The sequence below is a fragment of the Streptomyces sp. NBC_00988 genome (genome assembly GCF_045162645.1).
Classification (GTDB): Bacteria; Actinomycetota; Actinomycetes; order Streptomycetales; family Streptomycetaceae; genus Streptomyces.
The window spans coordinates 7,338,620-7,364,500 of record NZ_CP108730.1; the positions used below are offsets into that span (position 1 = coordinate 7,338,620).

At 66.7% G+C, this 25,881-nt stretch carries 34 protein-coding genes; all 34 read left to right on the forward strand.

The features are described 5' to 3' along the window. The first annotated feature begins 153 nt into the window (after nt 1-153). The 34 genes from OG496_RS33855 (at nt 154) to OG496_RS34020 (ending at nt 25,772) form a co-directional block, all read left to right on the forward strand. Nucleotides 154-3,183: a glycosyl hydrolase 115 family protein gene (locus OG496_RS33855; protein ID WP_405973618.1), complete on the forward strand. Its 3,030-nt coding sequence runs from the start codon at nt 154-156 to the stop codon at nt 3,181-3,183. Between the two features lie 63 nt (nt 3,184-3,246). After that, entirely contained in the window at nt 3,247-3,627 is a 381-nt protein-coding gene (locus OG496_RS33860) for a hypothetical protein (RefSeq protein WP_405973619.1), read from the forward strand. Between the two features lie 228 nt (nt 3,628-3,855). Beyond that, nucleotides 3,856-5,760: a hypothetical protein gene (locus OG496_RS33865; RefSeq protein ID WP_405973620.1), complete on the forward strand. Its 1,905-nt coding sequence runs from the start codon at nt 3,856-3,858 to the stop codon at nt 5,758-5,760. After that, the gene (locus OG496_RS33870) at nt 5,757-6,296 is read left to right on the forward strand and encodes a hypothetical protein (RefSeq protein ID WP_405973621.1); all 540 of its coding nucleotides are present in this window, start codon (nt 5,757-5,759) and stop codon (nt 6,294-6,296) included. Before OG496_RS33865 ends, OG496_RS33870 begins: the two co-directional genes overlap by 4 nt. A 10-nt stretch (nt 6,297-6,306) precedes the next feature. After that, nucleotides 6,307-6,711, forward strand: a complete 405-nt coding sequence (locus OG496_RS33875) for a hypothetical protein (protein ID WP_405973622.1) — start codon at nt 6,307-6,309, stop codon at nt 6,709-6,711. A 109-nt stretch (nt 6,712-6,820) separates the two neighbouring features. Beyond that, on the forward strand, nt 6,821-7,327 hold the full coding sequence (locus OG496_RS33880; protein ID WP_405973623.1) for a hypothetical protein: 507 nt from the start codon (nt 6,821-6,823) through the stop codon (nt 7,325-7,327). Continuing rightward, complete coding sequence (locus OG496_RS33885; RefSeq protein WP_405973624.1) at nt 7,327-8,910, forward strand: translation initiation factor IF-2; 1,584 nt, start codon at nt 7,327-7,329, stop codon at nt 8,908-8,910. Before OG496_RS33880 ends, OG496_RS33885 begins: the two co-directional genes overlap by 1 nt. A gap of 24 nt (nt 8,911-8,934) precedes the next feature. Continuing rightward, nucleotides 8,935-10,182 (forward strand): type VII secretion-associated serine protease mycosin, encoded by a 1,248-nt coding sequence (mycP, locus tag OG496_RS33890; protein ID WP_405973625.1) that lies wholly within the window; start codon nt 8,935-8,937, stop codon nt 10,180-10,182. 146 nt (nt 10,183-10,328) lie between these two features. Continuing rightward, nucleotides 10,329-10,781, forward strand: coding sequence for a hypothetical protein (locus OG496_RS33895; RefSeq protein WP_405973626.1), 453 nt, complete (start codon nt 10,329-10,331; stop codon nt 10,779-10,781). Nucleotides 10,782-10,790: 9 nt separating this feature from the next. Next, nucleotides 10,791-12,617: an alpha/beta hydrolase gene (locus OG496_RS33900; RefSeq protein ID WP_405973627.1), complete on the forward strand. Its 1,827-nt coding sequence runs from the start codon at nt 10,791-10,793 to the stop codon at nt 12,615-12,617. 130 nt (nt 12,618-12,747) lie between these two features. Then, complete coding sequence (locus OG496_RS33905; protein WP_399386557.1) at nt 12,748-13,194, forward strand: hypothetical protein; 447 nt, start codon at nt 12,748-12,750, stop codon at nt 13,192-13,194. A gap of 524 nt (nt 13,195-13,718) precedes the next feature. Further along, nucleotides 13,719-14,027: a 30S ribosomal protein S10 gene (gene rpsJ, locus OG496_RS33910; protein ID WP_003948644.1), complete on the forward strand. Its 309-nt coding sequence runs from the start codon at nt 13,719-13,721 to the stop codon at nt 14,025-14,027. A 17-nt stretch (nt 14,028-14,044) separates the two neighbouring features. Next, a complete protein-coding gene (rplC, locus tag OG496_RS33915; RefSeq protein ID WP_266861021.1) occupies nt 14,045-14,689 on the forward strand; it encodes a 50S ribosomal protein L3 in 645 nt (214 codons plus the stop codon). Between the two features lie 5 nt (nt 14,690-14,694). Continuing rightward, nucleotides 14,695-15,351, forward strand: coding sequence for a 50S ribosomal protein L4 (gene rplD / locus OG496_RS33920; protein ID WP_033280017.1), 657 nt, complete (start codon nt 14,695-14,697; stop codon nt 15,349-15,351). Continuing rightward, nucleotides 15,351-15,770 (forward strand): 50S ribosomal protein L23, encoded by a 420-nt coding sequence (rplW, locus tag OG496_RS33925; RefSeq protein ID WP_200681734.1) that lies wholly within the window; start codon nt 15,351-15,353, stop codon nt 15,768-15,770. Before rplD ends, rplW begins: the two co-directional genes overlap by 1 nt. Nucleotides 15,771-15,808: 38 nt before the next feature. Continuing rightward, nucleotides 15,809-16,645, forward strand: coding sequence for a 50S ribosomal protein L2 (gene rplB, locus OG496_RS33930; protein ID WP_019055517.1), 837 nt, complete (start codon nt 15,809-15,811; stop codon nt 16,643-16,645). Between the two features lie 12 nt (nt 16,646-16,657). Further along, nucleotides 16,658-16,939, forward strand: a complete 282-nt coding sequence (rpsS, locus tag OG496_RS33935; RefSeq protein ID WP_019055518.1) for a 30S ribosomal protein S19 — start codon at nt 16,658-16,660, stop codon at nt 16,937-16,939. 40 nt (nt 16,940-16,979) lie between these two features. Next, nucleotides 16,980-17,327, forward strand: a complete 348-nt coding sequence (gene rplV, locus OG496_RS33940; protein WP_006604878.1) for a 50S ribosomal protein L22 — start codon at nt 16,980-16,982, stop codon at nt 17,325-17,327. After that, nucleotides 17,327-18,187, forward strand: coding sequence for a 30S ribosomal protein S3 (rpsC, locus tag OG496_RS33945; protein ID WP_405973628.1), 861 nt, complete (start codon nt 17,327-17,329; stop codon nt 18,185-18,187). The genes rplV and rpsC overlap by 1 nt, the downstream gene beginning before the upstream one ends. Nucleotides 18,188-18,192: 5 nt before the next feature. After that, nucleotides 18,193-18,612: a 50S ribosomal protein L16 gene (gene rplP / locus OG496_RS33950; RefSeq protein WP_010986348.1), complete on the forward strand. Its 420-nt coding sequence runs from the start codon at nt 18,193-18,195 to the stop codon at nt 18,610-18,612. Beyond that, complete coding sequence (gene rpmC / locus OG496_RS33955; RefSeq protein WP_003998824.1) at nt 18,612-18,836, forward strand: 50S ribosomal protein L29; 225 nt, start codon at nt 18,612-18,614, stop codon at nt 18,834-18,836. The genes rplP and rpmC overlap by 1 nt, the downstream gene beginning before the upstream one ends. Continuing rightward, the gene (rpsQ, locus tag OG496_RS33960; RefSeq protein ID WP_019055521.1) at nt 18,836-19,123 is read left to right on the forward strand and encodes a 30S ribosomal protein S17; all 288 of its coding nucleotides are present in this window, start codon (nt 18,836-18,838) and stop codon (nt 19,121-19,123) included. The genes rpmC and rpsQ overlap by 1 nt, the downstream gene beginning before the upstream one ends. 127 nt (nt 19,124-19,250) lie before the next feature. Beyond that, complete coding sequence (gene rplN / locus OG496_RS33965; RefSeq protein ID WP_003998823.1) at nt 19,251-19,619, forward strand: 50S ribosomal protein L14; 369 nt, start codon at nt 19,251-19,253, stop codon at nt 19,617-19,619. Nucleotides 19,620-19,621: 2 nt separating this feature from the next. Beyond that, nucleotides 19,622-19,945, forward strand: coding sequence for a 50S ribosomal protein L24 (gene rplX / locus OG496_RS33970; RefSeq protein ID WP_019055522.1), 324 nt, complete (start codon nt 19,622-19,624; stop codon nt 19,943-19,945). Next, nucleotides 19,945-20,502: a 50S ribosomal protein L5 gene (rplE, locus tag OG496_RS33975; RefSeq protein WP_327401912.1), complete on the forward strand. Its 558-nt coding sequence runs from the start codon at nt 19,945-19,947 to the stop codon at nt 20,500-20,502. The genes rplX and rplE overlap by 1 nt, the downstream gene beginning before the upstream one ends. Before the next feature lie 5 nt (nt 20,503-20,507). Next, the gene (locus OG496_RS33980; RefSeq protein WP_003948630.1) at nt 20,508-20,693 is read left to right on the forward strand and encodes a type Z 30S ribosomal protein S14; all 186 of its coding nucleotides are present in this window, start codon (nt 20,508-20,510) and stop codon (nt 20,691-20,693) included. A 213-nt stretch (nt 20,694-20,906) separates the two neighbouring features. Next, nucleotides 20,907-21,305, forward strand: a complete 399-nt coding sequence (gene rpsH / locus OG496_RS33985) for a 30S ribosomal protein S8 (protein WP_013001411.1) — start codon at nt 20,907-20,909, stop codon at nt 21,303-21,305. Between the two features lie 22 nt (nt 21,306-21,327). Next, on the forward strand, nt 21,328-21,867 hold the full coding sequence (gene rplF / locus OG496_RS33990) for a 50S ribosomal protein L6 (protein WP_019055525.1): 540 nt from the start codon (nt 21,328-21,330) through the stop codon (nt 21,865-21,867). A gap of 3 nt (nt 21,868-21,870) precedes the next feature. Then, nucleotides 21,871-22,254: a 50S ribosomal protein L18 gene (gene rplR, locus OG496_RS33995; protein WP_019055526.1), complete on the forward strand. Its 384-nt coding sequence runs from the start codon at nt 21,871-21,873 to the stop codon at nt 22,252-22,254. A 37-nt stretch (nt 22,255-22,291) separates the two neighbouring features. Beyond that, nucleotides 22,292-22,897: a 30S ribosomal protein S5 gene (gene rpsE, locus OG496_RS34000; RefSeq protein ID WP_006376045.1), complete on the forward strand. Its 606-nt coding sequence runs from the start codon at nt 22,292-22,294 to the stop codon at nt 22,895-22,897. Then, nucleotides 22,897-23,079, forward strand: a complete 183-nt coding sequence (gene rpmD / locus OG496_RS34005; RefSeq protein WP_006376032.1) for a 50S ribosomal protein L30 — start codon at nt 22,897-22,899, stop codon at nt 23,077-23,079. Before rpsE ends, rpmD begins: the two co-directional genes overlap by 1 nt. 2 nt (nt 23,080-23,081) lie before the next feature. Then, a complete protein-coding gene (gene rplO / locus OG496_RS34010) occupies nt 23,082-23,537 on the forward strand; it encodes a 50S ribosomal protein L15 (RefSeq protein ID WP_019055527.1) in 456 nt (151 codons plus the stop codon). A 256-nt stretch (nt 23,538-23,793) separates the two neighbouring features. After that, complete coding sequence (gene secY / locus OG496_RS34015) at nt 23,794-25,107, forward strand: preprotein translocase subunit SecY (protein ID WP_366489166.1); 1,314 nt, start codon at nt 23,794-23,796, stop codon at nt 25,105-25,107. Then, nucleotides 25,107-25,772 (forward strand): adenylate kinase, encoded by a 666-nt coding sequence (locus tag OG496_RS34020; protein WP_026150164.1) that lies wholly within the window; start codon nt 25,107-25,109, stop codon nt 25,770-25,772. The genes secY and OG496_RS34020 overlap by 1 nt, the downstream gene beginning before the upstream one ends. Nucleotides 25,773-25,881 lie beyond the last annotated feature (109 nt).

Sequence of the window (25,881 nt, forward strand, 5' to 3'; positions counted from 1 at the left end):
TGTCCCCTCCTTCCGCTCGCCCCACCATTTGTCATGCCGCTGAGCAAATTCGCTTCGGAGGGATGAGTCGTGGGCGAGCGCGTGAGCCGAAGAGCCGTTCTGGGGGCGGGACTTGCCGCGGTCCCGGTGCTGTCGTCGGGGGCCCCGCGGTCCATGGATGCGGGTCCGTACATCTCCTTCTCGCGTACGACGGGTGCCTTGCCCCTCGGCGGAGCCCCGGTCGTCGTGGACCCCGACGATCACCCCGGAGTCGTACGGGTGGCAGGGGACCTGAGGGACGACATCGAACGCGTCACCGGCGTACGCCCCGGGAGCGCGCTCGCGCGTGCGCGTGAGGTGGTGCTGGTCGGGACGATCGGGCGCAGTGCGCTGATCGACGGTTTGGTGGCCGCCGGGAGGCTGGACGTGTCCGGGGTGCGGGGCCGGTGGGAGACTTCGCTGCAGACGGTGGTCGAGCGGCCGATGCCGGGTGTGGAGCGGGCGTTCGTCGTCGCGGGGAGCGACCCGCGCGGCACGATCTTCGGTGCGTACGACGTGTCGTACGGCATCGGGGTCTCGCCCTGGCACTGGTGGGACGACGTGCCGCCCACGCATCGTGACGAGGTGTGGGTGCTGCCCGGGCGGTACTCGCAAGGCGCCCCGGTGGTGAAGTACCGCGGGTTCTTCATCAACGACGAGAATCCGGCGCTCGGGACGTGGGCGCCGGCGTACTTCGGGCCGGGCAAGGCGCCGGGGTATCCGGGCGGCTTCACGGCGGACTTCTACGGCCGGGTCTTCGAGGTGCTGCTGCGGCTGAAGGGGAACTACCTCTGGCCGGCGGTGTGGGGGCGGGCCTTCGCGGAGGACGACCCGGAGAACCATCGGCGGGCTTCGGAGTACGGGATTGTCATGGGCACGTCGCATGAGGCGCCGATGATGCGGGGGATCGAGGAGTGGAACCGGCATGCGGTCGCCGCCGTCCGGGACTCGTCCGGTGCGATCGTGACGCCGGGGCACGATCCGTACGGCGGGACGGGGGAGTGGTCGTACCGGCTCAACTCCCCGGCGATACGGGCCTATTGGCGGGCCGGTGTGCAGCGGATGGTCGACCAGGGCTTCGAGGGCGTCGTCACGCTCGGCATGCGCGGGAACGGCGACACGAGCCTCCCCGACGGTGACGGCATTGAGCTGATGCAGGAGATCATCGCGGCGCAGCGGCAGATCATCGAGGAGGTGACGGGGCGGCCGGCGGAGGAGACTCCGCAGGTGTGGACGCTGTACAAGGAGGTGCAGCGGTACTGGGACCGGGGGTTGCGGGCGCCGGACGATGTGACCGTCGTTCTGACGGACGACAACTGGGGGAACATCCGTAAGCATCCGGATGTAGGGGACGGGGCGGGAGACGGTGACCGGGCCGGGGGTTATGGCCTGTACTACCACTTCGATTACGTGGGCGCCGGGCGGAACTACAAGTGGGTGGACACGGCGAACCTGCGGAACGTGTGGGAGCAGCTGCACGCGGCGTACGCGTACGGGAATCGTGGGTTGTGGGTCGCGAATGTGGGCGACCTGAAGGGGAACGAGCTGCCGACCGAGTTCTTTCTCAACTACGCCTGGAATCCTGAGGGTTGGGATGCCTCGCGGCTGGGCGAGTGGGAATTGCGGTACGCGCGCCAGAACTTCGGGGCAGGGCAGGCCGATGAGATTGCCTCAGTGCTGGCTGCGTACGGGCAGTTGCAGGCCCGCCGTAAGCCGGAGTTGCTGAACCGGCGGATCACTCTCGTCGACGGCCGGGTGGTCTACGACGATCAGCAGACTCCCTTCGCCTTCGGGCACCGGGAGTTGGAGCGGGTCACGGAGGAGTGGCGGGAGCTGGGGAGACGTGCCGAGTGGATCGGGCGACGGTTGCCGGCCGGGGTGCGGGACGCGTGGTTCGAACTCGTCGGGTACCAGGTGCAGGCCACCGCCAACCTGTACGGGCTGCGGTCGGCCGAGTTCACGAACTTGCTCTACGCGGCGCAGGGCCGGGCCGCGACGAACGACCTCGCGGATGCGGCGGAAGCGGGGTTGGCGCGGGACTTCGCGCTGGCCGAGCGCTTCAACTCGGCGGTGGCGGGCGGGAAATGGCGGGGATTCCAGACCCAGCCGCACATCGACTACGGGGATGTGGAGCGGTACGGGCCCAATGCCGGTTGGCAGCAGCCGGAGAGGGACAACGTGGCGTTGCCGGATGTGTTGTTCCCGGCGGTGCGGCGGATTGAGGTGCCGGGGGCGGCGGGGCTCGGGGTGTCGGTGGACGGTGCTTCGGAGTCGGGGGCGTGGTGGCCGGGGGGTGCGGCAGGGGTGACGGCCGCGGCTCTACTTCCTGCGTTCAGTCCGTATCAGACGCGGCCGCAGCAGTTCGTCGAGGTGTTCAACCGGGGTCGTACCGCCTTCGATTACCGGATCGAGGTGTCGGTGCCGTGGTTGGTGGTGGAACGGCCGCGGGGGCGGGTCGAGCGGCAGGTTCGGGTGGAGGTGGGGGTGGACTGGGCGCGGGTGCCGGGGGGTTCCGGGGCGCGGGGGTCGTTGACGGTGCACGGTGCGGGGGAGTCGGTCACTGTCTCGTGCGTGGCGGAGAGGCCGTCGGGGCGGGGGCTGCGGGGGTTCGTGGAGGCGGGCGGATACGTGGCGATCGACGGGGAGCACTACGACCGGGCGGTCGGCGGGTGGCGTCGTATCGACGGCATCGGGCGTACGGGGTGTACGGGGCGTACCGGGTGTACCGGGGCGGGGATGACGCCGTGGCCGGTGACGTTGCCTCGGCAGACGCCGGGTGGGGTGGATTCGCCGTGGCTGGAGTACGAGGTGAGTCTGCTGGCGGCGCCTCCTGGGGGTGAGGTCACGGTGTGGGCGTACCTGTCCCCTCGTAACCCTGCGTTGCCGACGGGTGGTCTGCGCTACGGCGTCTCGCTCGACGACGGGCCGATCGTGACCGTCGACATCAACATCGGTGCTGATGACGGGCTGTTGAACGCGGTGTGGGCCCGTAACACCTCCGACAACGTCAACGCGACGGCGACGAAACACTCCGTGACGAAGGCCGGGGTCCACCGGTTGAGGTTCTGGATGGTGGACCCGACGGTGGTGCTGCAGCGGCTCGTGATCGACACGGGGGGTCTGCCGGCGCTGTACCTGGGGCCGTTGGAGAGCCGGCGGGTGTAACGCGCGGCGGCGGGCGGAGGGTTACGGGTGGACGTGACGGGCGTTTCGGGTGGCGTGCCGGGTGTGCTGGACGTTTCGGGGGTGCCGAGTGTGCCGGGGGTTTCGGCACGGGGGCCGGGTCTGGCTTCGTCGCCGGGTGAGAAACGGGCGGCGGCGCGGGCGATCGAGGACCACATCGAGCCCGGCACGCGTACGGCGGGGCGGTGGGCGGACGACGAAAACGGTGCCGCCGTACGGGAGTTCGCCGCGAAGGACGGGAGCGGGTGGGTCACTTCGGCGGCTCTGAAGAAGGCGCACGGGGCGTGGGCGGACCAGGTGAAGAACCTCATGGACCGGCTGGGCGCGGAGAAGGACGCGTTGCGGAGCGGGAACGCGGTGCTGACGAGTACGGATCTGGCGGTGGGGTCGGCTTTGCGGGAGCGGTCCGCGTTGGACACGTTCTGAGGCGAGCGGGTCGGCGGGTCATTGGGTCGGTGGGTCAACGGGCCTTCGGATCAGCGGAGTTATTGAGTCAGCGGAGCTATTGGGGCGATTGGGCGCATGCCGACGTATCACGAGATCATGACCACCGACCTCGCCGCGCTGGCCACCGCGGCCGAGCGCTGGGACGGCATGGCGGGCGAGTTCGAGAAGCAGGAGGCGGCGTACCGGCGGGATGTGCACGGCATCTCCGTGGGCACGTCGTGGACCGGGCTCAGCGCCGACGCGGCGACCGCCCGTTTCGACGTCACGCTCAAGGAGTTCCAGTACGCGCAGACGGAGGCCAAGGGGATCGCGGCGCTGCTGCGGGACGCGCACGACCGGTTCGTGGAGTTGCGGGGCCGGGTGGTGGCGGCGCGGTGGGACGCGGTCCGGGCGGGCATGCGGGTCTCGGAGTCCGGGGTGGTGAGTCCGAGTTCGGGCCAGCCGCACACCCCCGCAGCTCCCCAGGCCGTACAGCCGTGGCAGGACGGGATCAACAAGGCCGTACGCGATGTGACGGACGCGGACACGGGCGTCCGGATCGCGCTGGCGGCGGTGGTGACCGACTCCGAACTGCTGGCCGGCGGGCGGGGGTTCAACGGCAGGGCGCTGGGCGACATCGAGGCGTACGAGGCCGAGGAGGCGGAGGGGTACCTGCAGAAGCTGAGCAGGGGCGGGGAATTGACGGATGCTCAACTCGCTGAGTTGGAACGGTCGTTCCGCGACAACAGCGAGGACGAGGGTTTCTCACGGATGGTCCTGGACGACCTCGGCCCCACCGGCACGCTCAAGCTCACGAACGAGCTGAACGACCGCATCCACGTCCAGGGCGGCGCGGGTGCGGGTGGGTACTCGGCGATCGAGACGGGTCTGGCGAACACGCTCGCTACGGCGACGAGACACACGAAGTCTCCCTGGTACGGGAAGTGGCGCACCGCGATGCGGCGCGCGGGTGTGGCGCACTACGCCACGGACGCCCAGGGCCTCCACCTGGACAAGGCCGTCGGCTACCAGTCCCTCGTCACGCTGATGCAGAAGGGCCACGGCTACGCGCCGGGGATGGTCGAGGATCTCACCGACGACATGATCGCGGCGGAGAAGAAACACCCCGGGATCTGGCGGGTGAAGGGCACCTACGCCGGGGCGCGCGGCGGTTGGTTCGCCAACGATCCCGTCGACGGCATGCTCGGCATCATGAGCCGCGATCCGGCGGAGGCGGCGCGGTATCTCCATTCCGACGCCCACATGGAGTACCTCATGAAGGATCGGGATTGGAACGTCACCCTCAGCGATGAGGGGGTTTCGAAGGGCGGCCACTATGTGTCCCGGTTGGACGGGGACGACCGGGCCGGCTTCGGGGCGGCGTTGCAGGCGGGGGCCACGGGGATCGATCCTGCGGATCCGAAGGGGGTTCGGGTGGGGGATCGGGCGACGAATGATGCGGTGTTCAAGTCGGCGCTCACGTATTTGGCGGACAAGGGGGATGAGTTTCCGGCGTCGTTGCGGAAGCCGATGGCTAACGTCCTGGTCAATCATGGGGGGACTGTGCATGCGGCCATGAGCGAGGTGGATGTTGGCCATTCGCCCTTGGACCAGCATCAGCTTTTCGAGGTTGCGAAGCAGGTGTCCAAGGATGAGGGTGCGTACGGGACTTTGAACGGTGGGATGAACCAGGCGATGGTGTCAGCCATTCACAACGACCACTCGAAATCGGCCGATTCTCTGAGCGGGGCCGGCCGGACCGTGGGTTTCCTGGAGGAGGCGCGGGTGCAGGCTGCGGGGGATCCGAAGGTCGCGGAGTTCCAGACCAAGCCGTTCTTTGACAAGGCGATCAGTTACATCCCTGTGGTCAGTGGTGATGTGCAGACGGGGTTCGACTATGTAACCGATCAATGGCTCGCGGACGAACAGAAGAAGCTTGATGACAAGCAGACCGAAGAGAATGTCAAGGTCTACTACAAGAGGAACCGACAGCTAATGGGCCTCTCAGAGGAGTGGAGCAAGACGCATCGAGTCGTTGACAGCTCCTACTTCAACCCGCACCAGGAAATTCGCCGATCGTCGATCGACGGGATGGCGAACGCCAAGGGCGTCTCCGGGGAACAGTCCAAGTGAACACACGTATCCGTGCCGTTCTCCTCGGCCTCTGCGCACTTTCTGTCTCTGTCGTCGCGGCTTCCTGCGACGACCCGGCCGACCACGAGATCCCGAAGACCATTTGCGGTACGCACGTCGATCCCTCGGTGAGTCGTCCGTTGGTGACATCGGGCGAAGACTTGCACGAGTACAACCGTGTGGATCGTTCCGAAGCGATCACAGCTCCCTGCGTGTTGTTGTCCGGCCCCGACCCAGTCCTTGACCTCGGGTTCTCGTGGGACCCGAACCCGACTGACCTGATGTACCTGGCACAGGGCACGGGTTCGGTCTCGCACGTAACAGATCCCCGAGCCATTGACTTCACTTACAAGACAATCGTCGGCACCGACGGAGCCATCTCGATCGCCCCCTGCAAGACCAACGGCGGCAAATACTTCACCCTCACCCTCCAAGTCCCCCAAATCAAACTGATGGACCAGACCCACCGCAAGGACATCGAGAAGTTCATGCGGGCCTACTTCCCGGCGACACTCAAGACCTTGGGGTGCAAGTGACGTTGCCTGAATGAGTACGAGCGCTCATGTGCCGCCCCGCGCCCTGCAGTTGGCTGAGGGCATGTCGATCACGCAGGGCACTTCGGTACGCGGTACATGGGTCGGACCGCTGATCGCGACGGTCGTCACCCTTCCCGCCGCCCTCGTCGCGTACATCGTCGCCGGCCTCTCACCCATGGCCTGCGACGCCTGCGACGGAGCGGAGGCGGCGCACTTCACCCGAAGGTTCGACACCGCCTTCACGTTCCTTCAGGCAGGGCTTCTGGCCTCCGTCGCGCTGTTGCTGGTCAGTTGGGGCCTGCCGCAGGCCGAGTTGAACGTCGCCCGCCGCCGCGTGGTCGCCGTCCTCGCGCCCGGCACGGTCCTGCTCTCGGTGATCTTCTTCGCGGGAGTGGTCCCCTCCTGGCCCAGCTGACCGGCCCGTTCCGACCGCTAACGGAACGGAGTGAAACGGGACTGTCACTGGGTGTAGCTAAAGTGGGCGGTGGTACTGGGGTGTTGAGGAACGCACGGGGGAGGGCAGTGTGCTGCCGAGCGACGGTGGATCGGGCTCGGGGACGTCGTCGTGGGCGTCCGGTGTGTTCGGTGCGTTCGACGCTGCCAACGGGGCTGCCGATGTCGCCACCGAACTGTCGTCGTTCACGGCGTTCCGGAAACGCGTCGACCAACTGATTCACGACCTCAAGGACTCGGACGCCGGCCCGGGCAAGGTCGGCCAGGAGCGGCTCGTACGGCAGCAGTTCGGTGGCGGTGGCGGCCAATGGTCCGAGGCGGCCGGGCTGTTCACCGCGTACGAGACGGTGGTCGGTGAACTGGAGACGCTCTCGAAGCTGCTCTCGGACTCAATGGAGGGCATGAACATCGCGGTGCTGGCCTCGCACAAGGGCTACCGGAACATTGACCTCGACCTCCGCGACCGCATGACCGCGATCAGCGCGGAGACGACGAAGCGCTACGGCGGCGCCCACGACCCCCAGTTCCCGAAGGAGCTTCACACCGTCACCGGAGGCGACGCGGGAGGCACGATCTGATGTCCGCCGTAGCGCCCGGAACCGGCAGCACGCCCTTCGAGGACATGAGCCACGAGCAGATGCTCGCGTGGCTCGACCAGGCGAACCCGGGCACGGTGCGGTTCGCCGCAGACCGCCTGACCGCGGCCGCCGAGGAGATCCGCAGGATCGGCGAGGAACTCAAGGTCCGCCCGCAGCACGTGGAGTGGAAGGGTGAGGGAGCCGACGCGTTCCGCACCTGGGCCGGCGACCTGGCCAACTCCACCCTGCGCCTGGGCGACTTCAGCGACGGCGCCGTGAAGTGGCTGGGCCAGGCGTCCGACGCGATCGCCCACGCCCAGGCCGCGATCCCGCGCGATACGAAAAGCGCGCGAGCGACTCCGAACGCGGCGTCCCTGGCCCACAACGCCCCCGACGCCACGGCCGTCCACACCAAGTCCGCGACAGAACTCGCCGCCACCACCGCAGCCAAGGAGAAGGTCCGCCAGGAGGCCGCACTCCAGATGCTCAAGCTGGGACAGTCGTACCGACTGTCGGCCACGCAGCTGGACGGGTTGGAGCGGCCCGCGTTTCCGCCGCCGCCGGATGCGATCCGACCGCCGGAGAAGTACGGGTCGTCGGAAGATCTGGCTCGCTCCGAGGATGTGAGTTCCCACAGGTCGGGTGGGCGCGCCACGGTGTCCGATCTGGTTGGCGCCGACGGCGTCACACATACGTGTGCCGCTCAGCCCGACCAGCCCGACCAGCCCGAGGCGACGACCATCGCGGTCGGGCGGACGTCGGCCGATCGCCCGGCTCTGGAAGACAGAGAGCGCTCCACGCAGGTGGGTATCGACTCGGTGGGTTCTCTTCCCGATACATCTCACTCCGCCATGAGTACGGCGGGTGGGGTGCCGGTGCCGGTCCTCCCGGAGACGGGTGCGCTCCCGTCAGCGGGCGTAATCGCCGCACCGATCTCGGGTGTTGGTTCGCGCGGGCCCGCCGGTTCCAGTGGGCCGGGTGGATCCGCTGCCGGTGGACGTACGTCCGGTCCGCTCGGGCAGGGCATCACCGGTTCCGTCACCGGACGGGGCGTAGGCGAGGCGAGTCCGGTCGCCAACCGCGACCTGCGCGGTTCCGGCGCGGCATCCGGTCGTAGCGCTCCCGGCAGAGGCATGCCCGCCGGCCGTGGCGTTCCGGCCGGCTCGGGAATCAGCGGTGGGCGTCCGACCGAAAAGCCCGCCATCGGCAGATCGACGGGGCGGCCGTCAGGGAGCACGGTCGTCGGCGGAGAGCGGGCGGGAAGCCGGGGTCCGGCCGGCCGGATGCCCGTCGCGGCACCGGGGAGGCAGGCGACTGCCGGTCCGGTGGCCGGGCGTTCCTTTCCCACTCCGTCCAACGGTGTCGTCGGCGGCACTCCGCAGCGGACAGGCAGTGCTCCGGCCCGTCCTGGCGCGCCGGTGCCCGCCGCACCGACACGAGGAGGCATCTCCGGCGGTACGCCGACTGAGGCCGGTCCCCGGGGCGGAGTGCCCGGCGATGCCGCCCGGCGGCCCGGTCGTACTGGACAGGGGAAACAGGAACAGGGGGCTCGCCGCCGTAGCGAACCACCGCCCTCCGACTGAGGCCAGGGCCACGAGAGGAAGTACATGTCCACGAGGAACACCTGGCGCAGGGCGTCCGGCGCCGTGGCCTCAGCCGTGACGGGCCTTCTGCTGCTCGGCGCTACGGCCGCTCCGGTCCATGCCGCCTCCACCCGCTCCCAGCAGTGGCACCTGGACGCCATGCACGCGGAGGAGATGTGGCGAACGAGCACGGGCAAGGGCATCACGGTCGCCGTGATCGACACCGGAGTCGACCCGGGCAACCCGGACTTGAAGGGGCGGGTGCTCGACGGCAAGGACCTCGCGCCTTCGGGCCGCTCCGGTGACGAGCACACGGACTATGACGGCCATGGCACGGGGATGGCCGGACTCATCGCGGGAACCGGTGCCTACGACGGGGGGAACGGCGCGTTCGGTCTCGCTCCGGGGGCCAGGATCCTGCCTGTCCGCTTGCCCGCGGACAGCGACACCAATGGCTTCGCGGGGCCCTCCTACTTCAGCAAGGCGATCCGTTACGCGGCGGACGCCGGAGCCGAGGTCATCAACATTTCCATGGGCGGGCGTCTCAACAGCCCGCAGCTCACGGCCGCGGTGAAATACGCCCTGGATCACGGCTCGCTCGTTTTCGCGGCCGTGGGAAATGACGGGGACAAGGGCAATCCGGTCGAGTATCCGGCGGCCACGCCCGGTGTGGTCGGAGTGGCGGCGGTGGGCAAGGACCTCCGTGGGACTGCCGAATCCGAATCGGGCTCGCAGGTCGACATGGCGGCCCCGGGCGAGGATATGGTCCATGCCTGCGGAGGGGAGACGGGCCTCTGCAAGAGCCATGGCACCAGTGACGCCACCGCCCTGGCCTCCGCCGGCGCCGCCCTGATCTGGTCCAAGCACCCGACGTGGACCAACAACCAGGTCCTCCGGGTCCTGCTCAACACGATCGGCGCCCCCACGGACGGCGCGAAGCGCAACGACTCGATCGGGTACGGCATCGTCCGGCCGCGTGTCGCGCTTCAGGATCCCGGTGATCCGGGGGCGGCCGGCACCTACCCGCTGCCGGACCTCCATGCCTCGGCGTCGCGGTCTCCCGGAGCTGCGGCCCCCAAGGACTCAGCTGTTCAGGACGAGGGAGCGAACGGGGCGACGGAAGTCTCCTCCGACAAGGACGGAGGCAACGCCCTCTGGGTCGGGCTGGGCACAGGCGTTGTCCTGGTTCTCGGTGCCGTGATCGCGGTGGCCGCCATCCGCAGGCGTCGGACGCCCCCTGCACCGCCTGACCAGGGGCCTGGTTCCGGCTGAGTACGGATACTCATACGCCGTGGTGGCCGATGCGGATGAGGCAGGGGGTGCGGGGTAGCTACGGTACGTTTCCGAACGCCGAGTGGTGCGAGCGTGTGTTCGTATCCGCTCGGTGGCATGCCAAGTGACACGGGGAGGAACTACGCATGGCGTGGGAGGAGTGGGAGGAGTGGGAGCAGCTCAAAACCGCGGCGGCTGAACGGAGTTCTGCCCGGATGCAGCTGAACCACGTACCGATGGACCCGGGGGGTTCCGGCGGTCAGTTGGTGTCGAACCGACGCGACTGGGCCAAGGCAGGGGAGGACGTCGGCTCGCTCCGTGACGACATCAGCAAGGCGTTCGGGAAGCTGACGGACGGGCAGAAAGGCCTCGGTGAAGACTCCGGCTGTGTGACCGCAGCGGCTCAGAAGGAGGTCCACGACTCGTGGGAGGCCTACGTCAAGAGCGTCAGCGCGCGTTGCGGGAAGCTCTCGGGGCTGCTGGAGAAAGCGGGCAACGAGCAGCTGAAGACCGATGAGGCGGTCGAGGTCGAACTCGGCAACCTGGAGGTCGAGTACGCGGACACCCCGGCCGTCGGCGGCCAGGACAAGGGGCGGTAACGCGTCGTCATGGACCTCGCGACACTCAGGGCCCTGAAGCCGACCGAGTACTCGGAGGCGGCCGACGGATACCGCAGCACTTCCGACATGGCGAGCGCGGCCAAGGACCGTATCGAGAGTCAGATCGCCGTAGCCATGAGGAACTCGCTGAAGGGCGAAGCTGCGACCGCTGCGGTCAAACAGCTGATGGAGCTGGGCAAGAACTTCCACTACATCCAGGTCGAGTGCGGTCTTGTCAGTACGGCGCTTGAGGCGTTCTCGTACGAGGTGGGAGCGGCCAAGAGCAAGCTCGACGCGGCGCTCGAAGGCGCGCAGACGGCGACGCTCATCGTGAACGCCGACGGTTCGATCACCTATCCGCCGGCCGGGGAGAAAGGCCAGGACGGCAAAGTCCCCCACGGCGGCACGGTGAGTGGCCTTACGGACGACACAGCCGCCGCGGTGGGTCAACAGGCGGCGAACTTCGACACCAACCCCAACCACCGCCTCGCCCAGGACTATGCCGACCGGATCGCCGGTGCCCTGAAGGAGGCGACGGAGGCTGACGAGAAGTGGGCGCCGAAGCTGCGCGCGTTGAAGGCGGACGACGATCTCACCGTTTCCGACAAGGACTGGGCCGACGCGTCCGCCGACACGAGCGGCGTGCGTGAAGCGGGCAGAAAATACCTCGACTCGCTGCCCCAGCCGCCCCAGGACGGCAGCCCGGAGGACAACGCGGAGTGGTGGAAGGGGCTCACAGCGGAGGAGCGGGCCGCGTGGATATCCGTTGACCCCAAGGCTGTGGGGGAGCTCAACGGATTGCCGTCCGCAGTCCGGGACGAGGCCAATCGCGTGGTGTTCGACGAGACACGGGCGCGGCTCCAAATCGAGCTGGACTCGATCCCGAAGCCTCCCGCCGACGAGTGGACGTGGATCACTGCAGGCTCGTACCCGTCAAAGGTGCACACCGACGAGTGGATGGACTGGTACAGGCAGTACGGCGATCGGTCGGGGCAGTTGAAGCAGGTCCTTACGGGCATGGGGTACATCCAGGACCGCTTCGACCGGACCGGCGAAGGAGGTCTGCCCGAGGCGTACCTGCTCGGTTTCGACCCGGTGGGGCTGGGCGACGGAAAGGTCATCATCGCCAACGGAAATCCGGATCTCGCGGACCATGTGGCTGTATATGTCCCCGGTACCTTCTCCGGCCTCGAAAAGATCGGAGAGGGAGACTCCCATGGGGACCTCGGTCGCGGGGAGACCCTGTGGGCGGAGAGCTCCAAGCTTGCGCCGGGCCAGAACGTTTCCACCGTCACGTGGCTCGACTACGACCCTCCGGACAGCATCGTTCCGCAGGCGAGTAGCGGTAAGTACGCGGAGGAGGGAGGCCCGCGTCTGTACGACTTCCTCCAAGGAAACAGGGCAGCCCATGAAGAAGCCTCCGGAAACGCCGCCCACACCACGGTCCTCGGGCACAGCTACGGAAGCACGGTCGTCGGTGTCTCCGCCCAGTCCGGGACGTGGAGCGACTCCGAGGCTGTCGACGACTACATGTTCGCGGGGAGCCCTGGTGTTCAGGCGGATCATGCGGCTGACCTGGGCGTCGGTGCGGATCATGTCTGGGCGATGGGTGGACCTGGGGACGACGAGATCGTGCGTCAGGGCGGTCGCCTGATGGGGCTCGGTGACAACCTGACCATTCCCACCGATGAATCGTTCGGCGGAAACGTGATGAAGAGTGACTCGGACGGCCACAGCGGATTCTGGGACACAGACGGTCAGCAAGCGTCGCTCAGCCTGGAGAACCAGGCTCGGGTGATCACAGGAAGGTACGGAGATGTCGTTCTGGAGGACTGAACGTCCCCAGCCCCGCAGGGGAGTTACTGCCCGTAGGGGATTTTTCGCAGGCGCAGGACCATTGATCGCCGCGTCCGCCCTCGTACTGGCAACAGGCTGTTCGTCTTCTTCTCAGGGAAGTGGGAACTCGTTGGGCTACGAGCCGAAGTCCCGGTCGACCGAGACGGTCAAGGGGGAGATCTCGAAGCTGTCCAGCCAGATCTTCGACGTCATGAGCATCAAGAGCAAGGTCACAGAACCGGGCCCGAACGTTCAGCCCTGTGGGTCCGGTGACGGTGGCTCGGGGGAGTTGAACAGGATCCGGCACCCCTGGTCGGCGTACGGGGTGGGGAACGACGTCATGGAGAAGGGCATGGCCAATCTGCGCCAGGGGCTGCCCAAGCAGGGCTGGAAGATCGAGAAGGTCGGCGACGACGGCAGCAGCAACAAGAACATGCAGATCCTGGTCGTCCACGAGAAGACGCTCAGCCAGGCCGAGATCACCTGGCTCAAGGGACTGGACGGCAACGAGCCGCTCATCGAGGTGAACCTGTACTCGCGGTGCTTCCGGTCGGTCGGTGCCTCGGGGCAGGGCTGAGGCAGCGGGAGCAGGTCTCGGCAGGCGCGGCGCAGTGCCCTCGGCGCAGAGCATGGGCGTGGGTGCCCAACTCGCCCCGGTCTGATCGGCCGTGCGTTTGACCTACGTCACTCCCGGGGTATTCTCTCCGGCTCGATTGGCGGAGGCACTGCCCCATATGGCAGACTGTCGGAGTTGCTCGGTCGAGTGTTGATGCTGCGCGCCTCCCGTCGGGAGGACCGGAAGCGAGTCCCACGGTACTCGTCGTCCCAACTGCCTTACGGCAGCGCTGGGGCGGACGTACGGGAATCTTTCGGGAAGTGTCAGTGCGGCGCCGGCCAGGCACCCGGTGGGCTTCTTCGCCCTCGGCTTGCGGTTCCGGAAGGGCCGTGCTTTCCCAGCAGGGAAGTTCCGTATATGGGACTTCTGTGTCGGTGAGAGCGCGACACACCCGACCGCGTGGGTCGGAGGAATCGAAGAGACAGAGAGCAGAAGGGCTTTACCGGGGTGCAGAGCGTTACTAGAGACAGGACTACTGAGTAGCCATGGCGGGACAGAAGATCCGCATCCGGCTCAAGGCCTACGACCACGAGGTCATCGACTCCTCGGCGAAGAAGATCGTCGAGACGGTGACGCGCACTGGTGCGTCGGTCGCGGGCCCGGTGCCGCTGCCCACTGAGAAGAACGTGTACTGCGTCATCAAGTCGCCGCACAAGTACAAGGACTCGCGCGAGCACTTCGAGATGCGCACGCACAAGCGCCTGATCGACATCCTCGACCCCACCCCCAAGACCGTTGACTCTCTGATGCGACTCGACCTCCCGGCCGGTGTCGACATCGAGATCAAGCTCTAGGGGCCGGTGAGCTGAAGATGGCTAAGCAGATCAAGGGCATCCTGGGCGAGAAGCTCGGCATGACGCAGGTGTGGGACGAGAACAACCGTGTTGTTCCCGTGACCGTCGTCAAGGCCGGCCCCAACGTCGTGACCCAGGTCCGTACGAACGACAGTGACGGCTACGAGTCGGTCCAGATCGCCTTCGGCGAGATCGACCCGCGCAAGGTGAACAAGCCCCTCAAGGGTCACTTCGCCAAGGCCGATGTCACGCCGCGTCGCCACCTCGTCGAGATCCGCACCGCGGGCGCCTCCGAGTACACGCTCGGCCAGGAGATCACCGCTGAGGTGTTCGAGGCCGGCGTCAAGGTCGACGTGACCGGCAAGAGCAAGGGCAAGGGCTTCGCCGGTGTCATGAAGCGTCACAACTTCAAGGGCCTCGGCGCCGGCCACGGTGTCCAGCGCAAGCACCGCTCTCCCGGCTCCATCGGTGGCTGTGCCACCCCGGGCCGTGTGTTCAAGGGCGTCCGCATGGCGGGCCGCATGGGCAACGAGCGGGTCACCACCCAGAACCTGACCGTTCACGCTGTTGACGCGGAGAAGGGACTGCTCCTCATCAAGGGAGCCATCCCGGGTCCGAACGGCGGCCTCGTCCTGGTCCGTACCGCGGCCAAGGGGGCCTGAGGACTATGAGCACCATTGACATTCTGTCGCCCTCCGGCGACAACGCCGGGACCGTAGAGCTCCCGGCCGAGATCTTCGACGTAGAGAAGATCAGCATCCCGCTGCTTCACCAGGTCGTCGTCGCACAGCTGGCCGCCGCCCGTCAGGGCACGCACAAGGTCAAGCGTCGTGGCGAGGTCCGCGGTGGCGGTAAGAAGCCGTACCGCCAGAAGGGCACCGGCCGCGCCCGTCAGGGCTCGACCCGCGCCCCGCAGTTCGCCGGCGGTGGCGTCGTGCACGGCCCGACGCCGCGCGACTACTCGCAGCGGACCCCGAAGAAGATGAAGGCCGCGGCCCTGCGCCACGCCCTCACCGACCGGGCCCGCAACGCTCGCATCCACGTCATCACCGGCGTGATCGAGGGCGAGACCCCCTCCACCAAGGCCGCCAAGAGCTTCCTCGGCAAGGTCAGCGAGCGCAAGAACGTGCTCCTGGTCATCGAGCGCTCCGACGAGGCCGCGCTGCTTTCCGCGCGCAACCTGCCCCAGGTCCACATCCTGGAGCCGGGCCAGCTGAACACGTACGACGTTCTCGTCTCGGACGACGTGGTCTTCACCCAGGCCGCTTTCGAGTCCTTCGTGTCTGGCCCCCAGGCCGCTGACACCGAAGGGAGCGAAGCCTGATGGCTACGCGTCACCCGAGCATCGCCTCGAAGGCCGCCAAGGCCAAGAAGGTCGCCCGCATCGCCAAGGCGAAGCGGCACGAGACCGAGGGCAAGAACACCGTCGAGACGCCGATCAGCAAGTCGTTCACGGACCCCCGTGACGTGCTGCTGAAGCCGGTCGTCTCGGAGAAGAGCTACGCGCTCCTCGACGAGGGCAAGTACACGTTCATCGTCGCCCCGGGTGCCAACAAGACCCAGATCAAGCAGGCCGTCCAGGCGGTCTTCTCGGTCAAGGTCACCGGGGTCAACACGATCAACCGTCAGGGCAAGCGCAAGCGCACCAAGACCGGTTTCGGTCAGCGCGCGGGCAGCAAGCGCGCGATCGTGACCCTCGCTGAGGGCGACCGTATCGACATCTTCGGCGGTCCGGCCGCGTAAGCGGGTCGGATCGTCCGATATCGGACGAGGACTGAGAAATGGGAATCCGCAAGTACAAGCCGACTACGCCGGGCCGCCGTGGCTCCAGCGTCGCCGACTTCGTCGAGGTCACGCGGTCCACGCCGGAGAAGTCGCTGGTCCGCCCGCTGCACAGCAAGGGCGGCCGTAACAATTCCGGTCGTGTGACCGTTCGCCACCAGGGTGGCGGACACAAGCGCGCCTACCGCGTCATCGACTTCCGTCGCCATGACAAGGACGGCGTGCCGGCGAAGGTCGCGCACATCGAGTACGACCCCAACCGCACCGCGCGCATCGCGCTGCTGCACTACGCGGACGGCGAGAAGCGCTACATCCTCGCCCCGCGCAACCTGCAGCAGGGTGACCGCGTCGAGAACGGTCCCGGGGCCGACATCAAGCCGGGCAACAACCTGGCGCTCCGCAACATCCCGGTCGGTACCACGATCCACGCGATCGAGCTCCGTCCCGGTGGCGGCGCCAAGTTCGCCCGCTCCGCCGGTGCCTCGGTGCAGCTGCTGGCGAAGGAGGGCACGATGGCCCACCTTCGTATGCCCTCCGGTGAGATCCGCCTGGTCGACCAGCGCTGCCGCGCCACGGTCGGCGAGGTCGGCAACGCCGAGCAGAGCAACATCAACTGGGGCAAGGCCGGCCGTAAGCGCTGGCTGGGCGTTCGCCCGTCCGTCCGTGGTGTTGCGATGAACCCGGTCGACCACCCGCACGGTGGTGGTGAGGGCAAGACCTCCGGTGGTCGCCACCCGGTCTCCCCGTGGGGTCAGAAGGAGGGTCGTACTCGCTCGCCGAAGAAGGCATCGAGCAAGTACATCGTCCGCCGCCGCAAGACGAACAAGAAGCGCTAGGAGCGGGTTTAGATGCCGCGCAGTCTCAAGAAGGGGCCCTTCGTCGACGGCCACCTCATCAAGAAGGTGGACGTACAGAACGAGGCCGGCTCCAAGAACGTCATCAAGACCTGGTCCCGCCGCTCGATGATCGTCCCGGCCATGCTCGGCCACACGATCGCGGTGCACAACGGCAAGACCCACATCCCGGTGTTTGTCACCGAGTCGATGGTCGGCCACAAGCTCGGCGAGTTCTCGCCGACGCGCACCTTCCGGGGTCACGTCAAGGACGACCGGAAGTCGAAGCGCCGCTAGCGCGGGGCGACCGACCATGACAAACACTGAAGGGACAACCATGGAAGCCAGGGCCCAGGCGCGGTACATCCGCGTCACGCCCATGAAGGCCCGCCGCGTGGTGGACCTCATCCGTGGCATGGACGCCACGGAGGCTCAGGCGGTCCTGCGTTTCGCCCCGCAGGCCGCGAGCGTGCCCGTCGGCAAGGTGCTGGACAGCGCCATTGCCAACGCGGCACACAACTACGACCACACCGACGCCGGCAGCCTCGTCATTTCCGAGGCGTACGTCGACGAGGGTCCGACCCTGAAGCGGTTCCGGCCGCGTGCCCAGGGCCGCGCCTACCGGATCCGCAAGCGGACCAGCCACATCACCGTGGTCGTCAGCAGCAAGGAAGGAACCCGGTAATGGGCCAGAAGGTTAACCCGCACGGGTTCCGGCTCGGCATCACCACGGACTTCAAGTCCCGGTGGTACGCCGACAAGCTGTACAAGGACTACGTCAAGGAAGACGTCGCCATCCGTCGGATGATGACGTCCGGCATGGAGCGCGCCGGCATCTCGAAGGTTGAGATCGAGCGCACCCGTGACCGCGTGCGTGTGGACATCCACACCGCTCGCCCGGGCATCGTCATCGGCCGCCGCGGCGCCGAGGCCGACCGCATCCGCGGCGACCTGGAGAAGCTGACCGGCAAGCAGGTCCAGCTCAACATCCTTGAGGTCAAGAACCCGGAGACGGACGCTCAGCTGGTGGCCCAGGCCGTCGCCGAGCAGCTGTCCTCCCGCGTCTCCTTCCGCCGCGCCATGCGTAAGAGCATGCAGTCGGCGATGAAGGCCGGCGCCAAGGGCATCAAGATCCAGTGCGGCGGTCGCCTCGGCGGCGCCGAGATGTCCCGCTCGGAGTTCTACCGCGAGGGCCGCGTGCCCCTGCACACGCTCCGCGCGAACGTCGACTACGGCTTCTTCGAGGCCAAGACGACCTTCGGCCGTATCGGTGTGAAGGTCTGGATCTACAAGGGCGACGTCAAGAACATCGCCGAGGTCCGCGCCGAGAACGCCGCTGCCCGTGCGGGTAACCGCCCGGCTCGCGGTGGCGGCCCGGGCGGCGACCGCCCGGCCCGCGGCGGTGGCCGCGGTGGCGAGCGTGGCGGCCGTGGCCGCAAGCCGCAGCAGGCTGCTCCCGTTGCCGAGGCCCCCAAGGCCGAGGCTCCGGCGGCTGCCGCTCCGGTCGAGGCCGCGCCCTCTTCTACCGGTGGAACGGAGGCCTGACCGAAATGCTGATCCCCCGTAGGGTCAAGCACCGCAAGCAGCACCACCCCAAGCGCCGTGGTCAGGCCAAGGGCGGTACGCAGGTTTCGTTCGGCGAGTACGGCATTCAGGCCCTCACGCCGGCGTACGTGACGAACCGCCAGATCGAGGCCGCCCGTATCGCGATGACCCGCCACATCAAGCGTGGCGGCAAGGTCTGGATCAACATCTACCCGGACCGCCCGCTCACGAAGAAGCCTGCCGAGACCCGCATGGGTTCCGGTAAGGGTTCTCCCGAGTGGTGGATCGCGAACGTGCACCCGGGCCGGGTCATGTTCGAGCTGTCCTACCCCAACGAGAAGATCGCCCGTGAGGCCCTCACTCGCGCAGCGCACAAGCTGCCGATGAAGTGCCGGATCGTCAAGCGCGAGGCAGGTGAAGCGTGATGTCGGCCGGTACCAAGGCGTCCGAGCTGCGCGAACTGGGTGACGAGGAGCTTCTCGCGAAGCTCCGCGAAGCCAAGGAAGAGCTGTTCAACCTCCGCTTCCAGGCGGCGACCGGTCAGCTCGAGAACCACGGTCGGCTCAAGGCCGTCCGGAAGGACATCGCGCGGATCTACACCCTGATGCGTGAGCGCGAGCTGGGCATCGAGACGGTGGAGAGCGCCTGATGAGCGAGAGCAACGTGACTGAAGAGCAGACCGCGAGCCGCGGCTTCCGCAAGACCCGTGAGGGTCTCGTCGTCAGCGACAAGATGGACAAGACCGTCGTCGTCGCTGTCGAGGACCGTGTGAAGCACGCGCTGTACGGCAAGGTCATCCGCCGTACGAACAAGCTCAAGGCCCACGACGAGCAGAACGCCGCAGGCGTCGGCGACCGCGTCCTCCTCATGGAGACGCGTCCGCTGTCCTCGACGAAGCGCTGGCGCATCGTCGAGATCCTCGAAAAGGCCAAGTAGGTAATTCCCGCAAGGGAATTCCAATGAATGCGGCCTGCGGGCAAACCCGCAGGTCAGTTCCGCCAGGCTCCAACGGGGTCGAGAAATCGACCCCGTTGGGGAACCGGCAGACGATCAGGAGATAGACGTGATCCAGCAGGAGTCGCGACTGCGCGTCGCCGACAACACTGGTGCGAAGGAAATCCTTTGCATCCGTGTGCTCGGTGGCTCCGGTCGCCGCTACGCGGGCATCGGTGACGTCATCGTCGCCACCGTCAAGGACGCGATCCCCGGTGGCAACGTGAAGAAGGGTGACGTCGTCAAGGCGGTCATCGTTCGCACCGTGAAGGAGCGCCGCCGTCCGGACGGCTCGTACATCCGCTTCGACGAGAACGCCGCCGTCATTCTGAAGAACGACGGCGACCCTCGTGGTACCCGCATCTTCGGCCCGGTCGGGCGCGAGCTGCGCGAGAAGAAGTTCATGAAGATCATCTCGCTGGCTCCGGAGGTGCTGTAAGCATGAAGATCAAGAAGGGTGACACGGTTCAGGTCATCACCGGCAAGGACAAGGGCAAGCAGGGCAAGGTCATTGCGGCCTACCCCCGCGAGGACCGCGTCCTGGTCGAGGGTGTCAACCGGGTCAAGAAGCACACCAAGGCCGGCCCCACCGCCAAGGGTTCGCAGGCCGGCGGCATCGTCACGACCGAGGCGCCCGTCCACGTCTCCAACGTCCAGCTGGTCGTTGAGAAGGACGGCAACAAGGTCGTCACGCGTGTCGGCTACCGCTTCGACGACGAGGGCAACAAGGTTCGCGTTGCCAAGCGGACGGGTGAGGACATCTGATGACTACCACCACCAGCCCGCGCCTCAAGACGAAGTACCGCGAGGAGATCACGGGCAAGCTGCGTGAGGAGTTCTCCTACGAGAACGTCATGCAGATCCCCGGCCTCGTCAAGATCGTGGTGAACATGGGTGTCGGCGACGCCGCCCGTGACTCCAAGCTCATGGACGGTGCCGTCCGCGACCTGACCACGATCACCGGTCAGAAGCCGGCCATCACCAAGGCCCGCAAGTCCATCGCGCAGTTCAAGCTGCGTGAGGGTCAGCCGATCGGTGCCCACGTCACGCTCCGTGGCGACCGCATGTGGGAGTTCCTGGACCGCACCCTGTCGCTCGCGCTTCCGCGCATCCGCGACTTCCGTGGTCTGTCTCCCAAGCAGTTCGACGGTCGTGGCAACTACACCTTCGGTCTCACCGAGCAGGTCATGTTCCACGAGATCGACCAGGACAAGATCGACCGCGTCCGGGGTATGGACATCACCGTGGTGACCACGGCGACCAACGACGCCGAAGGCCGTGCCCTTCTCCGTCACCTCGGCTTCCCCTTCAAGGAGGCGTAAGCGAGATGGCGAAGAAGGCTCTGATTGCCAAGGCTGCTCGTAAGCCCAAGTTCGGAGTACGTGGCTACACGCGCTGCCAGCGCTGCGGCCGTCCGCACTCCGTGTACCGCAAGTTCGGCCTGTGCCGCGTGTGCCTTCGTGAGATGGCTCACCGTGGCGAGCTGCCGGGCGTGACCAAGAGCTCCTGGTAGTCCGGTACTTCCGGACTCCCGAAGCTCTCGGTAAGCAGAGGGCACGGTCAGGTGCCCACCCCTCCATGGCATAGGCTAGGAGGGTTGGGCGCCTGATTGCCGCCCATACGACTTACTACGCCGTAGGTCCACCGCACCGCACCCGCCTCGTCTCGGATCGAGGAGAGGGATGGGCACCAGGAAACCCCGGCGAGAGAGGCCGAAGGCCAATTCATGACCATGACTGATCCGATCGCAGACATGCTTACGCGTCTGCGGAACGCGAACTCGGCATACCACGACTCCGTGACGATGCCGGCATCGAAGATCAAGTCTCACATCGCGGAGATCCTCCAGCAGGAGGGCTTCATCACGGGCTGGAAGGTCGAGGACGCCGAGGTCGGCAAGAACCTCGTCCTCGAGCTGAAGTTCGGCCCGAACCGTGAGCGCTCCATCGCGGGCATCAAGCGGATCTCCAAGCCCGGTCTCCGGGTTTACGCGAAGTCCACCTCCCTGCCCAAGGTGCTCGGTGGCCTCGGCGTGGCGATCATCTCCACGTCGCACGGTCTCCTCACCGACAAGCAGGCCGGCAAGAAGGGCGTAGGCGGAGAAGTTCTCGCCTACGTCTGGTAGCGGAAGGGAAACGGAAGAAGCTATGTCGCGTATTGGCAAGCTCCCCATCACGGTTCCCGCCGGCGTGGACGTCACCATCGACGGCCGTACGGTCTCGGTCAAGGGCCCCAAGGGCTCGCTGACCCACACCGTCGCAGCGCCGATCGACATCGCCAAGGGTGAGGACGGCGTGCTCAGCGTCACCCGCCCCAACGACGAGCGTCAGAACAAGGCCCTGCATGGCCTGTCCCGCACGCTGGTGGCGAACATGATCACCGGCGTGACCGAGGGTTACGTGAAGAAGCTCGAAATCAGTGGTGTCGGTTACCGCGTCGCGGCCAAGGGTTCCACCCTTGAGTTCGCGCTCGGCTACAGCCACTCGATCACGGTCGAGGCGCCCGAGGGCATCTCGTTCAAGGTCGAGAACCCGACGCACTTCTCGGTCGAGGGCATCGACAAGCAGAAGGTCGGCGAGGTTGCGGCCAACATCCGCAAGCTGCGCAAGCCCGACCCGTACAAGGCCAAGGGCGTCAAGTACGAGGGCGAAGTCATCCGACGCAAGGTCGGAAAGGCGGGTAAGTAAGCCATGGCATACGGTACGAAGATCGCTAAGGGCGACGCTTACAAGCGTGCTGCCATCAAGCGTCGTCACATCCGCATCCGGAAGCACATTTCCGGTACGGCTGAGCGTCCGCGCCTGGTCGTGACCCGCTCCAACCGCCACATCGTGGCCCAGGTCATCGACGACATCAAGGGTCACACCCTGGCGTCGGCGTCGACCCTGGACACCTCGATCCGCGGCGGCGAGAGCGACAAGTCCGCGCAGGCCAAGTCGGTCGGCGCCCTGGTCGCCGAGCGCGCCAAGGCCGCCGGTGTCGAGGCTGTCGTATTCGACCGTGGCGGCAATCAGTACGCGGGGCGCATCGCCGCCCTGGCGGACGCCGCCCGCGAAGCCGGACTGAAGTTCTAGTCGCTTCCGTAGCTAGCGGAAAGAGAGAGGTAATCCAATGGCTGGACCCCAGCGCCGTGGAAGCGGTGCCGGTGGCGGCGAGCGGCGGGACCGGAAGGGCCGTGACGGCGGCGCTGCTGCCGCCGAGAAGACCGCGTACGTTGAGCGCGTAGTCGCGATCAACCGCGTCGCCAAGGTTGTCAAGGGTGGTCGTCGCTTCAGCTTCACCGCGCTCGTCGTGGTGGGCGACGGTGACGGCACCGTCGGTGTCGGTTACGGCAAGGCCAAGGAGGTGCCGGCCGCGATCGCCAAGGGTGTTGAAGAGGCCAAGAAGCACTTCTTCAAGGTCCCCCGTATCCAGGGCACCATCCCGCACCCGATCACGGGCGAGAAGGCCGCGGGCGTCGTCCTGCTCAAGCCTGCTTCCCCCGGTACCGGCGTCATCGCCGGTGGCCCGGTGCGTGCTGTCCTGGAGTGCGCCGGCGTTCACGACATCCTGTCGAAGTCGCTCGGTTCGTCCAACGCGATCAACATCGTGCACGCGACCGTGGCGGCCCTCAAGGGCCTGCAGCGTCCCGAGGAGATCGCGGCCCGCCGCGGTCTGCCCCTTGAGGACGTCGCCCCCGCGGCTCTTCTTCGTGCACGTGCCGGGGCGGGTGCGTAATGGCTCGCCTCAAGGTCACGCAGACGAAGTCGTACATCGGCAGCAAGCAGAACCACCGTGACACGCTGCGGTCGCTTGGTCTCAAGGGGATCAACACCGTGGTCGTCAAGGAGGACCGCCCCGAGTTCCGCGGAATGGTGCACACCGTCCGCCACCTCGTGACGGTTGAGGAGGTCGACTGATCATGGCGGAGAACAACCCGCTCAAGATCCACAACCTCCGTCCCGCCCCGGGCGCCAAGACCGCCAAGACCCGTGTGGGTCGTGGTGAGGCGTCGAAGGGTAAGACGGCCGGTCGTGGAACCAAGGGCACGAAGGCCCGTTACCAGGTTCCGGAGCGCTTCGAGGGTGGCCAGATGCCCCTCCACATGCGTCTCCCGAAGCTGAAGGGTTTCCGTAACCCGTTCAAGACCGAGTTCCAGGTCGTGAACCTCGACAAGCTGGGCGCGCTGTACCCCGAGGGTGGCGAGGTCACCGTAGAGGGTCTCGTCGCCAAGGGTGCCGTTCGCAAGAACAGCCTCGTCAAGGTGCTCGGCCAGGGCGAGATCTCCGTGGCGCTGCAGGTTTCGGTTGACGCCGTCTCCGGCTCCGCCAAGGAGAAGATCACTGCCGCGGGCGGTACGGTCACCGAGCTCGTCTGATCTTTCGGACCGAGTCTGACCAACGTCAGCATCAGCGGCCGGGGTTGGCCCTCTCTGGAGGGCCAACCCCGGCCGTTTTTTCAGTAGTCGTGACTCATGGGACGTTCGATCGGTATCCCCTAGGGGCGTTGATGTAGGTAGGCTGTGCGGCTGGTACCCAGCGTCGTCTTGGCATGCCGTAATCTCGTTCCACAGGCCATCAACCACACTTAGTCGTCACCTCACGCGCGCACACGCGGGGGTCGCAGGAGGCACCGTGCTCACCGCGTTCGCCCGGGCGTTCAGGACACCCGACCTGCGCAAGAAGCTGCTCTTCACGCTCGCCATCATCGTGGTGTATCGAGTCGGTACGCACATCCCGATCCCAGGCGTCGATTACAAGAGCGTCCAGACCTGTATCGACGTCTCGAACGGCAACCAGGGTCTGTTCGGTCTGGTCAACATGTTCAGCGGTGGCGCGCTGCTCCAGATCACGATCTTCGCGCTCGGCATCATGCCGTACATCACGGCGAGCATCATTCTGCAGCTGCTGACCGTGGTGATCCCGCGTCTGGAAGCCCTCAAGAAGGAGGGGCAGGCCGGTACGTCGAAGATCACGCAGTACACGCGTTATCTGACCGTGGCGCTCGCCATCCTCCAGGGCACCGGTCTGGTGGCCACCGCCCGCAGCGGCGCCCTCTTCTCGGGCTGCCCGACGGCGAATCAGATCGTCCCGGACCAGTCGATCTTCACCACCATCACCATGGTGGTCTGCATGACCGCCGGCACCTGCGTCGTGATGTGGCTCGGCGAGCTCATCACCGACCGCGGCATCGGCAACGGCATGTCGATCCTCATGTTCATCTCGATCGCCGCGACCTTCCCGTCCGCGCTGTGGGCCATCAAGAAGCAGGGCACGCTGGCCGGCGGCTGGATCGAGTTCGGCACCGTCATCCTCGTCGGCCTGGTGATGGTCGGCCTCGTGGTCTTCGTCGAGCAGGCCCAGCGCAGGATCCCGGTCCAGTACGCGAAGCGCATGATCGGCCGCCGTTCCTACGGCGGTACGTCGACCTACATCCCGCTGAAGGTCAATCAGGCCGGTGTGATTCCGGTCATCTTCGCGTCGTCGCTGCTCTACATCCCGGCTCTGGTCGCTCAGTTCTCCGGCAGTACGTCCACCTGGAAGACCTGGATCCAGACCAACCTGACCAAGGGTGACCACCCGATTTACCTGGTCAGCTACTTCCTGCTGATCGTTTTCTTCGCGTTCTTCTACGTGGCGATCTCGTTCAACCCCGAGGAAGTCGCGGACAACATGAAGAAGTATGGTGGCTTCATCCCGGGCATCCGGGCTGGCCGGCCCACCGCTGAGTACCTGAGTTACGTACTCAACCGGATCACCTGGCCGGGTTCGCTGTATCTGGGTCTGATCGCTCTCGTACCGACGATGGCGTTGGTCGGTTTCAACGCAAGCGGCAACTTCCCGTTCGGCGGGACCAGCATCCTGATCATCGTGGGTGTCGGTCTTGAGACGGTGAAGCAGATCGAGAGCCAGCTCCAGCAGCGCAATTACGAAGGGTTCCTCCGCTGATGCGAATCGTCCTCGTCGGGCCGCCGGGTGCCGGTAAGGGAACGCAGGCTGTGCGCCTCGCCAAGACGCTGCACATCCCGCACATCTCCACGGGCGACCTCTTCCGTGCCAACATCAGTCAGGCCACGGAACTCGGCAAACTGGCGAAGTCCTACATGGACGCGGGCAACCTGGTCCCGGACGAGGTCACCATCGCGATGGCCAAGGACCGCATGGAGCAGCCGGACGCCGTCAACGGCTTCCTGCTGGACGGTTTCCCGCGCAACGTGTCGCAGGCCGAGGCGCTGGACGAGCTGCTGAAGACCGAGGACATCAAGCTGGACGCGGTCCTCGACCTGGAGGTCTCCGAGGACGAGGTGGTCAAGCGCATCGCCGGCCGCCGCATCTGCCGCAAGGACTCCAGTCACGTCTTCCACGTGACGTACAGCCCGCCGAAGCAGGACGGCGTCTGTGACGTCTGCGGCGGCGAGCTCTACCAGCGCGACGACGACTCCGAGGACACGGTCCGCACCCGCCTGGAGGTCTACCACACGCAGACCGAGCCGATCATCGACTACTACAAGGCCCAGGGCCTGGTGGTCACGATCTCCTCGCTCGGTCCGGTGGACGAGATCACGCAGCGGGCGCTGGACGCGCTGCAGCGCGAGGACGAGAGCGCGAAGTAGTCATCAAGCAGATCCGGCCGCGGTGCCCGCAGGGGCGCCGCGGTCGTACTGTTGTGTACAGCTATTTTGGTACGGCCTTTGTGTACGGCCATTCCTTTGTGTCGCGGAA

Bases quoted from the DNA above. Each gene is read 5' to 3' on its own strand.
- OG496_RS33855 (WP_405973618.1), top strand. From the start codon at position 154: ATGGATGCGGGTCCGTACATCTCCTTCTCGCGTACGACGGGTGCCTTG.
- OG496_RS33875 (WP_405973622.1), top strand. From the start codon at position 6,307: ATGAGTACGAGCGCTCATGTGCCGCCCCGCGCCCTGCAGTTGGCTGAG.
- OG496_RS33885 (WP_405973624.1), top strand. From the start codon at position 7,327: ATGTCCGCCGTAGCGCCCGGAACCGGCAGCACGCCCTTCGAGGACATG.
- mycP (WP_405973625.1), top strand. From the start codon at position 8,935: ATGTCCACGAGGAACACCTGGCGCAGGGCGTCCGGCGCCGTGGCCTCA.
- OG496_RS33895 (WP_405973626.1), top strand. From the start codon at position 10,329: ATGGCGTGGGAGGAGTGGGAGGAGTGGGAGCAGCTCAAAACCGCGGCG.
- OG496_RS33900 (WP_405973627.1), top strand. From the start codon at position 10,791: ATGGACCTCGCGACACTCAGGGCCCTGAAGCCGACCGAGTACTCGGAG.
- rpsJ (WP_003948644.1), top strand. From the start codon at position 13,719: ATGGCGGGACAGAAGATCCGCATCCGGCTCAAGGCCTACGACCACGAG.
- rplC (WP_266861021.1), top strand. From the start codon at position 14,045: ATGGCTAAGCAGATCAAGGGCATCCTGGGCGAGAAGCTCGGCATGACG.
- rplD (WP_033280017.1), top strand. From the start codon at position 14,695: ATGAGCACCATTGACATTCTGTCGCCCTCCGGCGACAACGCCGGGACC.
- rplW (WP_200681734.1), top strand. From the start codon at position 15,351: ATGGCTACGCGTCACCCGAGCATCGCCTCGAAGGCCGCCAAGGCCAAG.
- rplB (WP_019055517.1), top strand. From the start codon at position 15,809: ATGGGAATCCGCAAGTACAAGCCGACTACGCCGGGCCGCCGTGGCTCC.
- rpsS (WP_019055518.1), top strand. From the start codon at position 16,658: ATGCCGCGCAGTCTCAAGAAGGGGCCCTTCGTCGACGGCCACCTCATC.
- rplV (WP_006604878.1), top strand. From the start codon at position 16,980: ATGGAAGCCAGGGCCCAGGCGCGGTACATCCGCGTCACGCCCATGAAG.
- rpsC (WP_405973628.1), top strand. From the start codon at position 17,327: ATGGGCCAGAAGGTTAACCCGCACGGGTTCCGGCTCGGCATCACCACG.
- rplP (WP_010986348.1), top strand. From the start codon at position 18,193: ATGCTGATCCCCCGTAGGGTCAAGCACCGCAAGCAGCACCACCCCAAG.
- rpmC (WP_003998824.1), top strand. From the start codon at position 18,612: ATGTCGGCCGGTACCAAGGCGTCCGAGCTGCGCGAACTGGGTGACGAG.
- rpsQ (WP_019055521.1), top strand. From the start codon at position 18,836: ATGAGCGAGAGCAACGTGACTGAAGAGCAGACCGCGAGCCGCGGCTTC.
- rplX (WP_019055522.1), top strand. From the start codon at position 19,622: ATGAAGATCAAGAAGGGTGACACGGTTCAGGTCATCACCGGCAAGGAC.
- rplE (WP_327401912.1), top strand. From the start codon at position 19,945: ATGACTACCACCACCAGCCCGCGCCTCAAGACGAAGTACCGCGAGGAG.
- OG496_RS33980 (WP_003948630.1), top strand. From the start codon at position 20,508: ATGGCGAAGAAGGCTCTGATTGCCAAGGCTGCTCGTAAGCCCAAGTTC.
- rpsH (WP_013001411.1), top strand. From the start codon at position 20,907: ATGACCATGACTGATCCGATCGCAGACATGCTTACGCGTCTGCGGAAC.
- rplF (WP_019055525.1), top strand. From the start codon at position 21,328: ATGTCGCGTATTGGCAAGCTCCCCATCACGGTTCCCGCCGGCGTGGAC.
- rplR (WP_019055526.1), top strand. From the start codon at position 21,871: ATGGCATACGGTACGAAGATCGCTAAGGGCGACGCTTACAAGCGTGCT.
- rpsE (WP_006376045.1), top strand. From the start codon at position 22,292: ATGGCTGGACCCCAGCGCCGTGGAAGCGGTGCCGGTGGCGGCGAGCGG.
- rpmD (WP_006376032.1), top strand. From the start codon at position 22,897: ATGGCTCGCCTCAAGGTCACGCAGACGAAGTCGTACATCGGCAGCAAG.
- rplO (WP_019055527.1), top strand. From the start codon at position 23,082: ATGGCGGAGAACAACCCGCTCAAGATCCACAACCTCCGTCCCGCCCCG.
- OG496_RS34020 (WP_026150164.1), top strand. From the start codon at position 25,107: ATGCGAATCGTCCTCGTCGGGCCGCCGGGTGCCGGTAAGGGAACGCAG.